This is a genomic window from Streptomyces sp. NPDC088747, assembly GCF_044751025.1.
Taxonomy (GTDB): Bacteria; Actinomycetota; Actinomycetes; order Streptomycetales; family Streptomycetaceae; genus Streptomyces.
The window spans coordinates 151,193-162,842 of the sequence record NZ_JBIVKZ010000004.1 but is presented as its reverse complement, the minus strand read 5'-3'; the positions used below and the strand labels follow the sequence as shown (position 1 = coordinate 162,842).

Sequence of the window (11,650 nt, the reverse complement as noted above, 5' to 3'; positions counted from 1 at the left end):
AGCGCGGATCAGGGTGTCAGGAGATTCCGAGTTCGTTGTCCAGGGCCTCGAACAGTTCGTTGTCGTCGGCCCATTCGGGGTCGCTGTTCGTCTCTGTCTCGGCGGGCCGGTCGTGCCCGTCCCGCCAGGACCGCAGAAGCGCCTCAAGGCGAGCGGTGATGCGGGAGTGCGCGCCGTCGGCGGACGAGGACCGTGCCGACGCCGAGAGTGCCGCTTCCAGCCGCTCGATCTCCGTGAGGACGGGCCTCGCCGGGTCGTCCTCCTGGGGACCGGCCGCTCTGCCGATCTCCCGGGCCACCGCGTGGGCGGTCGGGTGGTCGAACAGCAGCGTGGCGGGCAGCCGCAGGCCTGTCGCGGCGCTGAGGGTGTTGCGCAGTTCCAGCGCGGTGAGTGAGTCGAAGCCGAGCTCGCGGAACGCCCGGTCCGGTTCGACCTCGCTCGCGGAGTCGCGCCGCAGGACCATGGCGACTCGTTCGCGTACCAGGTCGAGGAGTAGTTCCTCGCGTTCGGGAGCGGCCAGGCCCGCGAGCTTGCGGGCGAGTGCCTCGCCGCCGTCGGGCCGCGCCCGCACGGTCCGACGCGAGCCGCCGAACAGGCCGTGCAGTTTGCGCGGCAGTTCGTCGGGGTTGGCGCGTGCGGCGTACTCGTTCAGCTGGATCGGGACGAGCATCGGCTCGTCCACCGTCGCGGCGGTGTCGAAGAGTTCCAGTCCTGCGGCGGCCGACATCCCGATGATGCCGATCCGCTCCATGCGCAGCCTGTCCACCTCGCTCAGTTGCGCGGTCATCTCGCTGGCGTCGGCCCACAGGCTCCACGCCAGGGACTGGGCGGCCAGCCCGGCGGCGCGGCGATGGGCGGCAAGTCCGTCCAGGAACGTGTTGGCCGCCGCGTAGTTCGCCTGCCCGCCGTTGCCGAAGACCCCGGAGTCGGACGAGAACAGCACGAACGCCGACAGGTCCAAGTCCCGGGTCAGCTCGTGCAGATGGAACGCGGCGTCCACCTTGGGGCGCATCACCGCGTCGATCCGTTCCGGGGTGAGCGACTCTATGACGCCGTCGTCGAGGACGCCTGCCGCGTGCACGACGCCGGTGAGCGGGTGCTCGGCGTTGATCCCGGCGAGCATCCGAGCGACGGATTCCCTGTCGGAGACGTCGCAGGCGGCGATGGTGACGGTCGCGCCGAGGGCCGTCAACTCGTCGTGGAGAGCTGCCGCGCCGGTGCCTTCCATGCCGCGGCGGCCTGCCAGCAGCAGGTGTCGGACTCCGTGGGTGGTGATCAGATGGCGGGCCACGTGGCGGCCTATCATGCCCATCGCTCCCGTGATCAGCACGGTGCCGTCGTGGCCGAACACGGAGGCAGGGCGGTGGGGTTCACGTCGCTCGGGCACCCGGGCCAGCCTCGCCCGGTAGGTCACGCCCGCGCGGACAGCCAGTTCCGGTTCGTCCGTCGCCATGAGCGCGGCTACGTCGATGGACGCGGCGGCGTTGGTGAGCGCGTTCACGTCGAAGGACACGTCCGAGCTGGGGGACGCAGCCGAGCCGAGGGGTGCAGCCGAGCCCGGAAATGCGTCCGAGCCGGCGTACGCCTCCAGGTCGGCCAGGACGATCGCGCCGGGGTGTTCGAGCTGAGCCGCCCGGATCAGGCCCCAGACGGCGGCGCCCGCGAGGTCCGTCACGTCCTCGCCGTGCAGGGAGACTGCACCGCGCGTCACGATCAGGAGCCGGGAGGCGAAGAGCCGTTCGTCGGCCATCCACTCCTGGAGGACGCCCAGCGTCCGTCGGGTGCTGCGGTGGACGGCCTCGGCGTCGTCGCCGGGCTCGGGTGACACCACGATGACGTCGGGGGCGTTGCCCGTGAGGTCGACGGCGTCGGCGATGTCCTCCCAGGGCAGCCAGGACACCTCGTCCGTACCGGTCGCTGTCGGGGCCGGGTTCCAGTCCATGCGGAACAGCGAGTCCAGGAACCCGTCGGGGCCGGCGTCGAGTTGCGCGGGTGACACCGGGCTCGACGTGAGCGACTTCGCCGACAGGACAGGTCGGCCGGCTTCGTCGGTCGCGAGCAACGACGTCATGTCCTGTCCGGTGCGCACCAGTTGGACACGGAGGGAGGTGGCGTCCGCGGCGTGCAGGACGACGTGACTCCATGTGGTCGGCAACCTCGGCCCGCCGTGGTCCCCGTCCCTGTTGCCGTCTCCGCCCCTGTCATCGTCTCCGTCCCCGCCGCCCTCCTGTTCGTCGCGGAACACCTGAAGGTGCGTCGCCGCGTCGAGGAGCGCCGGATGGATGCCGAAGCGGTCGCCGGTCTCCTCGGGCAGGGCGACCTCGGCGAACACCTCGTCGCCCCGGCGCCACGCGGCCCGCAGCCCCTGGAAGAGGGGCCCGTAGTCGTGGCCCCGGTCCGCGAGTCGGTCGTAGAGGTCTCCGATGTCGACCGGGTCCGCGCCCACGGGGGGCCAGGCGGCGAGGTCGAAGGCGGGTGCCGGTGCGCCGGAGGCGAGGACGCCGGTGGCGTTCCGGGTCCACGGGCCGTCCTCGCGGCGCGAGTGGACCGCCAGCGGCCGCTTCCCGCCCTCGTCGGGTTCACCGACCACGACCTGGACGTCAACGCCGCCGTTCGCAGGCAGGGTCAGCAGCGCGTCGACGGTCAGGTCCTCCAGCACGTCGCATCCCGCCTGGTCGCCCGCGCGGATCGCCAGCTCGACGAAGCCCGAGGCGGGGAACACAACGGTGCCGAGAACCTCGTGCCCGGCCAGCCACGGCTGGGCTGCCGTCGACAACCGGCCCGTCAGGACCATGCCGCCGGAGTCCGGTGAGACGACCACGGCACCGAGCAGGGGATGTTCGGCGGCCAACTGCCCGAGGCCCGACGCGTCACCGGAGGCTGCCTGGGTGTCCAGCCAGTGCCGACGGCGTTGGAAGGCGTAGGTGGGCAGCTCCACGCGACGGGCACCGCGTCCGGCGAACACCCCGTGCCAGTCGACCTGGGCACCACTCGCGTGCAGTCGGGCAACGGCGGCGAGCAGGGTGGCCGGCTCGGCCCTGTCCTTGCGCAGCGTGGGAACGCCGATCGCGTCGTCCGGCTCGCGCAGGCAGGCCTGAGCCATGGCGGACAGGACACCGTCCGGCCCCAGTTCCACGAACCGGGTCACACCCTCGGTCTCCAACTGCCGTACGCAGTCCATGAACCGGACCGCCTCACGGACGTGCCGGACCCAGTGGTCGGCGGAGCCCAGTGCACCGGCGTCGACGACCTCACCGCCGAGGTTCGCGACGACAGGTATGACGGGCTTGCCGTAGGTGATGCTCTCGGCGATCTCGCGGAAGTCGTCCAGCATCGGTTCCATGAGCGGGGAGTGGAACGCGTGCGAGACCCGCAGCCGGGTAGTCCTGCGTCCCTGGTTCGCGAAGTGCTCGGCGATCCGGGCGACTTCGCTGTCCACACCGGAGACGACCACCGAGTCGGGCCCGTTGACCGCCGCGACATCGGCCAGCTTCAGATCCAGCAGCGGAGCGACCTCGTCCTCGGTGGCCTGCACCGCCGCCATCGCGCCACCGGTCGGCAGTGCCTGCATCAACCTGCCCCGCGCGGCCACCAACTTGGCCGCGTCGCTGAGCGAGAACACCCCGGCCACATGCGCCGCCGCCAACTCACCGATGGAATGACCCGCCAGTCGGTCAGGCCGTACGCCCCATGACTCAAGCAGCCGGAACAACGCCACCTCGAAGGCGAAGAGACCGGCCTGCGTGAAAACGGTCCGGTCCAGGAGTTCGGGCTCGCTCCACACCACATCGCGGAGCGGCCTGTCGAGATGGCGGTCCAGCTCCACGCACACCGCGTCGAACGCCGCGGCGAACACCGGGAAGGCGGCGTGCAGTTCACGCCCCATCCCCAGCCGTTGCGCACCCTGACCGGAGAACAGGAACGCCGTCGCGCCGGTGGATCCGACGCCGTGAACCACATCGGCGCCCCACTCCCCGGCGGCGATCGTCGCCAGGCCGTCCAGGGCGGCGGCCCGGTCCCCCGCGAGCACCACGGCGCGTCGCTCCAGGGGGGTGCGTGAGGTCGCCAGGGAGAGACCGACGTCAAGGCGGTCGACCTCCGGGCGGGCCAGCAGGTACGAGTGCAACCGCTTCGCCTGATCCCGCAGCCCCTCGGGGGACTTGGCGGAGACGACCCATGGCAGGACACCCAAATCGGCGTCGGCGGTGGGCCTTTCCGGCTCGGCGGCCACGTCAGCCTGCTCGATGATGACGTGGGCGTTGGTACCGCTGATCCCGAACGAGGAGATCCCCGCCCGACGCGGACGACCCACCTCAGGCCACTCCCGCGCCTCCGTCAGCAACTCCACACGACCCGCCGACCAGTCCACCTGCGACGACGGCGCATCCACATGCAACGTCCGCGGCAACACACCATGCTCCATGGCCTTGACCATCTTGATGATCCCCGCCACACCAGCCGCAGCCTGCGCATGACCCATGTTCGACTTGATCGAACCCAGCCACAGCGGACTGTCGTCCGGCCTGTTCCGCCCGTACGTCGCCAGCAGCGCCTGCGCCTCGATCGGGTCACCCAACGTCGTACCCGTGCCATGCGCCTCCACCACGTCCACATCAGCGGTGGTGAGACCCGCAGTCGCCAACGCCTGCCGGATGACGCGCTGTTGGGACGGACCGTTCGGAGCGGTGAGACCGTTCGACGCACCGTCCTGGTTCACCGCCGAACCCCGCACCACCGCCAGCACCGGGTGACCGTTACGGCGAGCGTCCGACAACCGCTCCACCAGCAGGACGCCCACTCCCTCGGCCCAGCCCGCCCCGTCGGCTGCGTCCGAGAAGGACTTGCAGCGTCCGTCCCGTGCGAGACCGCGTTGACGGCTGAACTCCACGAACATGCCGGGGGTGGCCATCACCGTCACGCCGCCTGCCAGGGCCAAGGAGCACTCCCCGGACCGAAGTGCCTGCGCTGCCAGGTGCAGCGCCACCAGCGAGGACGAACAGGCCGTGTCGACGGTGACCGCCGGCCCCTCCAGGCCGAACACGTAGGAGACACGTCCGGAGACCAGGCTCCCGCCACTGGTGCTCGCGGTGTCGGCCCGGAATCCGTAGTCGTGGTACATGAGGCCGGCGAACACACCCGTACGGCTGCCGCGCAGCGAGACCGGGTCGATTCCGGCGCGTTCGAAGGCCTCCCAGGACGCTTCCAGCAGCAACCGTTGCTGGGGATCGGTGTCGGCCGCCTCCCTCGGCGAGATCGCGAAGAAGTCCGCGTCGAACTCCGCCGCGTCGTAAAGGAATCCACCCTCACGCGCGATCGTCTTACCGGGCCTCCCGGGCTCGGGATGATAGATGCCCTCGATGTCCCACCCACGGTCCACCGGGAACGCCGACACCGCATCCACCCCGTCAGCCACCAGCCGCCACAGATCATCAGGCGACGCCACACCACCCGGATAACGGCACGCCATCCCCACGATCACGATCGGATCATCGTCAGCAACCGCCCGCCCCGGCACCGGAGTCACCGGGTCTCCCGCCGTTCCGGCGAGTTCGGCGTCCAGATGCGCGGCGACCACCCGAGCCGTCGGATAGTCGAACACCAACGTCGCCGGAAGACTCAACCCCGTCTCCACCCGCAACGCGTTCCGCAACTCCACCGCCGACAACGAATCGAAGCCCAACTCCCGGAAAGCCCGATCCGGTTCGACAGCCTTCGCGGAGGTGTGGCCCAGCACGGCCGCCGCGTGGCTCCGCACGATGTCGAGGAGGGCGGCGGCACGCTCCTCCGGTGCAGCCCCTGCCAGGCGCGTACGCAGCGAGTTCTCGGCGCGGGCGCGGACGGCGCGCCGGGTTCCGCCGGTCAGACCGCGCAGCAGTGCCGGAACGTCGTCGCCCCGGGCCCGCAGCGCCGCCCTGTCGAGACGGAGCGGCATGAGTACGGCGTCGTCCGTACGCAAAGCGGCGTCGAACAGTTCCAGGCCGGTATCAGCCGGCATCGCGGGCATGCCCAGGCGGGCCAGTCGATCGGCGTCGGCCCGGTCCACGCCGGTGTCGACGTCCCAGAGGCCATACGCCAACGACGTACCCACCAACCCCAAACCACGCCGATACACAGCCAACGCATCCAAAAACACATTCGCCGCCGCATACCCACCCTGCCCCGCAGCCAACAACGAACCACCCACCGACGAAAACAACACAAACGCCGACAAGCCCATACCGCGAGTCAACTCATGCAAATGCCAAGCCCCATCAACCTTCGGACCCAACACCCCATCCACCCGACCCCCGGACAACGAACCCACCAACCCGTTGTCCACCACACCAGCCGCATGCACCACACCCACCAACGGATGCCCCACCGGCACCCGCCCCAACAACCCCCTCACCTCATCCCGAACACCCACATCACAACCCACCACCACCACCTCAGCACCCAACCCCGACAACTCAGCAACCAACGCCCCCACACCCGGAGCACCCAACCCACGCCGACCCGCCAACACCAAATGCCGCACCCCATGCACCACCACCAAATGCCGGGCCACCAACGCACCCAACCCACCCGTCCCACCCGTCACCAACACCGACCCCGAACCACCACCCCACGGCGACGACACCACCGGCTCGTTGTCGGGGGTGTCGGCCTTCGTGAGCCGCGGTACCTGGGTTTCGCCGTGGCGCACCCTCAACTCGGTTTCGCCGGACAGGATCGCGGCGGGCAGGATCTGGAGCGAGGTGTCCTCGCCGTCCACGTCCGCGAGGACGAAGCGACCGGGGTTCTCCGCCTGGGCGGCACGCAACAGCCCCACCACCGGGGCCTGGGCCAGCGTGTCGGCGTTGGTGACCACCGCCAGGCGGGAGGAGGCGAACCGCTCGTCCGCCAGCCACCCCTGGACAACCTCCAGAGCCCGACGGGTCAACGCGTGGGCATCCGCCGGAACATCCGCACCGGTGCCCGCCGGAAGCGACCACACCACGACGTCAGGTGAACCGGCCTCGGCCAGCTCGACCAAGTCCGCGAACGCCGGTACGTCGACCGGCAGTCCGGCCCGGTCGGGGCCGAGTATCGCCCAGCGGGCGGTGGCGGCGTGGTCCACGGGACGCGGTGTCCACACCGTCCGCAGCAGTGCGTCGCCGGACCCGTCCGGTTGGGTGGTCCGCTCGGGCGACATGGGCCGGGACGCAAGCGACTCGACGGTGAGGACCGTACTGCCGGTCTCGTCGGTCACGGTCATGCTCGTCGGGCCGTCGCCCCTCCCCAGCCGGGTGTGCACGCGGACCGCGGACGCGCCGGAGGCGTACAGTTTCACGCCGGTCCACTCGAAGGGCAGCAGTGTCCTGCCGCCTCGGCGCTCCGAGTCGAGCAGTTCGGCGTGCATGCTCGCGTCGAGGAGAGCCGGGTGGAGGCCGAACAGGGCCGCGTCGCTCCTCGCCTCCTCGGGCAGGACGGCCTCGGTGTAGAGGTCGTCCCCGCGCCGCCACGCCGCCCGCAGTCCCTGGAACACGGGGCCGTAGGCATAGCCCTCGCCGCGAAGACGTTCGTACGCCCCGTCCAGGTCTACGGGAGCGGCGTCCGAGGGGGGCCAGGTGGTGAGGTCGGGGGTGGGGGCGGAGGCGCCGGTACCGACCATTCCGTCGGCGTGACGTGTCCAGTCCTGCGCGGACGGGGCGTCCTCAGGACGGGAGTGGACGCTCAGCGGACGGTCGCCGGACTCGTCCGCCGCACCGACGGTGACCCGCACCGCGACTCCGCGGTTCTCCGGCAGCACCAGAGGCGCTCCGAGGGTCAGCTCCCGCAGGATGTCGCAGCCGACCTCGTCGCCGGCCCGGATCGCCAGCTCCACGAAGGCGCTGCCCGGCAGCAACACGGTGCCCAGCACTTCGTGATCGGCCAGCCACGGCCGGGTGGCCGTCGAGAACCGGCCCGTCAGCACCACTCCGCCGGAGTCGGGAGTGGTCACGACGGCGCCGAGGAGCGGGTGATCCGCCGGGTCGAGGCCTACGGAGGTGACGTCGGAGTCCTGGGTGGTGGAGTCGAGCCAGAACGTCTCGCGCCGGAACGCGTAGGTGGGGAGTTCGACGGGCCGCGCGTCCCGGTCGGCGAAGACGGCACGCCAGTCGACGGGTACGCCCGCCGCGTGCAGTTGTCCGACGGCGAGGAGGAGCGCCTCGGGTTCCGGACGGTCCTTGCGCTGTGCCGGCACCAGGACGCCGGTCTCGGCCTCCACGCACTGCCGGGCCATCGCGGTGAGCACGCCGTCGGGCCCCAGTTCCATGAACCTGGTGGCGCCCTCCGTCTCCAAGTGCCTTACCCCGTCGGCGAACCGGACTGCCTCGCGGATGTGCCGTACCCAGTAGTCGGCCGATCCGAGTTGCTCCGCCGACCGGCCCGTCACATTCGAGACGACCGGTATGGCGGGGGTGTTGAAGGTGACACTCTCGGCGACCCCGCGGAAGTCGTCCAGCATCGGTTCCATGAGCGGGGAGTGGAACGCGTGCGAGACCCGCAGCCGACTCGTCCGGCGCCCCAGACTCGCGAAGTGCTCGGTGATCCGGGCGACTTCGCTGTCCACACCGGAGACGACCACCGAATCGGGCCCGTTGACCGCCGCGACATCAGCCAACTTCAGGTCGAGCAGCGGAGCGACCTCGTCCTCAGTGGCCTGCACCGCAGCCATCGCACCACCGGCCGGGAGCGCCTGCATCAACCTGCCACGCGCGGTCACCAACTTGGCCGCGTCAGCAAGCGAGAACACCCCGGCCACATGCGCCGCCGCCAACTCACCGATGGAATGACCCGCCAGAAGGTCAGGGCGTACACCCCACGACTCAACCAGCCGGAACAAGGCCACCTCGAAAGCGAACAACGCCGCCTGCGTGAACACCGTCCGTCCGAGCAGATCGGACTCGGACCACATCACCTCACGAACCGACCGGTCCAGATGACGGTCCAAATCCGCACAGACCTCGTCGAGCGCAGCCGCGAACACCGGGAACGCCCCGTACAACTCCCGCCCCATACCTACCCGTTGCGCACCCTGCCCCGAGAACAGGAAGGCGGTCCGCCCGGAGCCGGCGAGGCCCTGTACGACACCGGCGCCGGGGGCGTCGTCCGCCAGCGTGCGCAGGGCTGACAGCAGTTCGTCCCGGTCCCGTCCGACCACGACCGCGCGGTGTTCGAACAACGCGCGGGATGTCGCCAACGAGAGGCCGACGTCGGCGGGTCGCAGCGACGGACGGTCCGCCACGAAGTCCAGCAGCCGTGCGGCCTGGGCGGGCAGCCCGTCCCTGCTCCGTGCGGACAGCACCCACGGCACCGCGCCCGAGCCGGAGTCGGACGGCCGGTTGTCCTCCTCGGCGGCCACGTCGGCCTGCTCGATGATGACGTGGGCGTTGGTCCCACTGATCCCGAACGAGGAGATCCCCGCCCGACGCGGACGACCCACCTCGGGCCACTCATGCGCCTCCGTCAGCAACTCCACACGACCGGCAGACCAGTCCACCTGCGACGACGGCGCATCCACATGCAACGTCCGCGGCAGCACACCATGACGCATCGCCTGCACCATCTTGATCACCCCGGCGACACCGGCAGCGGCCTGCGCATGTCCCATGTTCGACTTGATCGAACCCAGCCACAACGGGCTGCCCTCCGGGCGATCCTGCCCATACGTCGCCAGCAGCGCCTGCGCCTCGATCGGGTCGCCGAGCGTCGTACCCGTGCCATGCGCCTCCACCACGTCCACATCAGCGGTGGTGAGACCCGCGGTCGCCAACGCCTTCCGGATCACCCGCTGTTGGGACGGACCGTTCGGAGCGGTGAGACCGTTCGACGCGCCGTCCTGGTTCACCGCCGAACCCCGCACCACCGCCAGCACCGGATGACCGTTACGGCGGGCGTCCGACAACCGCTCCAGGAGCAGCACCCCGGCTCCCTCGCCCCAGCCCGTGCCGTCGGCGGCGGAGGCGAAGGCCTTGACGCGGCCGTCGGGGGCGAGCCCGCGCTGTTCGCTGAAGTCGACGAACGTCTCCGGGGTTGCCATCACCGTGACGCCGCCGGCCAGCGCGAGCGCGCACTCCTGCGACCGGAGCGACCGCATCGCCAGGTGCAGTGCCACCAGCGAGGAGGAGCAGGCGGTGTCGACGGTGACCGCCGGGCCTTCGAGACCCAGCGTGTAGGCGACCCGGCCCGAGACGATGCTTCCGTTGCTGGAACTGGTGCCGTAGTCGTGGTACATCACGCCGGCGAACACGCCTGTCCGGCCACCGCGCAGCGAGGCGGGGTCGATCCCGGCGCGCTCCAGCGCCTCCCACGAGGTCTCCAGCAGCAACCGCTGCTGGGGATCCATGGCGAGGGCCTCGCGCGGCGAGATCCCGAAGAAGGCCGCGTCGAACTCCGCGGCGTCCAGCAGGAATCCGCCCTCGCGTACGTAACTCCTGCCGGGCGCGCCGGGCTCGGGGTCGTAGAGGCGTTCGGCGTCCCAGCCGCGGTCGGCGGGGAAGCCCGACACGGCGTCCGTGCCCTCGGCGACGAGCCGCCACAGGTCGTCCGGGGACGTGACGCCGCCGGGGTAGCGGCAGGCCATGCCGACGATCGCCACCGGCTCGGTGGCGGCGGCCTCCAGCCGTCCGTTGTTCTGCCGGAGCCGTTCGTTCTCCACCAGCGAGTCGCGGAGCGCCTCGATGATCTCCTCTGCGGACGCGTCCACCTTCAGCCTCCGAACTCGTTGAGGAAGTCGGCCATCACCCGTGTGAACCGTTCGGGCTCTTCCAGGTGGGGCAGGTGGCTCGACTCCTCGAAGACCTCCCACCGGACGTCGGGGATCAGCTCGGCGAACGGCCGCACGGTCGCGGGCGTCGCCTCGTCGTGCCGGCCCGAGATCAGCAGCGTGGGCGCCGTGATGTCGGCGACGCAGTCCTCCACCGACCAGTCGCGCAGGGTGCCGGTCACATGGAACTCGCTAGGGCCGTTCATGGTGCTGTAGACGGTGGGGTCGTTCTGGATCTCCATGAGGGTCGCCACGAAATCCCGTGGCCACGGCCGGAGTCGGCATACGTGCCGGTTGTAGAAGACCGTCATCGCCTGGAGGTATTCCTCACTGTCGGTCTCTCCCGCGGCTTCGTGGCGGGCCAGCGTCTCGTCGACTCCGGGGGGCAGCAGTTCCCGCAGGACCTTCATTTCCTGGCGCCAAAGGACATAGGAAGCCGGGGAATTGGCGATGACCAGAGCGCGTAGGCCCGTTGGCCTCGCCGCCGCGTGTTTCGCGGAGAGCGTGCCGCCCCAGGACTGACCGAACAGCACGTAATCCTCGGCGATTCCGAGCCTGTTGAGCAGGTTGTCGAGCTCGTCGAGGAATAGCTGTACGGTCCAGAATTCCGGGCCGCGTTCGGGGAGGTGGGTGGAGCCGCCGTTGCCGATCTGGTCGTAGTGCACGACAGGCCGTCCCAGCTCGGCGAGCGCGGTGAGACTGAGCAGGTAGTCGTGCGTGCTGCCCGGCCCGCCGTGGACGACCACCAGTGGCGGCCCGCCGGCGCGCAGGTCGCCCGTGACGCGATACCAGGTCTCGTACTCGCCGAATGGCACGCTTCCCTTGGCATGGGGAGCCAACGACACCTCAACCACCCCGATCGACTCGTCTCACGACGCA

General features: G+C 70.4%; 1 protein-coding gene and 1 pseudogene. Both read right to left on the bottom strand.

What is annotated here, in order from left to right; translation table 11 throughout:
- Window positions 1-16: 16 nt before the first annotated feature.
- Window positions 17-10,705 (bottom strand): annotated as a pseudogene (locus ACIP79_RS11840) (SDR family NAD(P)-dependent oxidoreductase); the annotation flags it as partial.
- Between the two features lie 8 nt (window positions 10,706-10,713).
- Window positions 10,714-11,616 (bottom strand): proline iminopeptidase-family hydrolase, encoded by a 903-nt coding sequence (locus tag ACIP79_RS11835; RefSeq protein ID WP_401222245.1) that lies wholly within the window; start codon window positions 11,614-11,616, stop codon window positions 10,714-10,716.
- Between the last annotated feature and the right edge of the window lie 34 nt (window positions 11,617-11,650).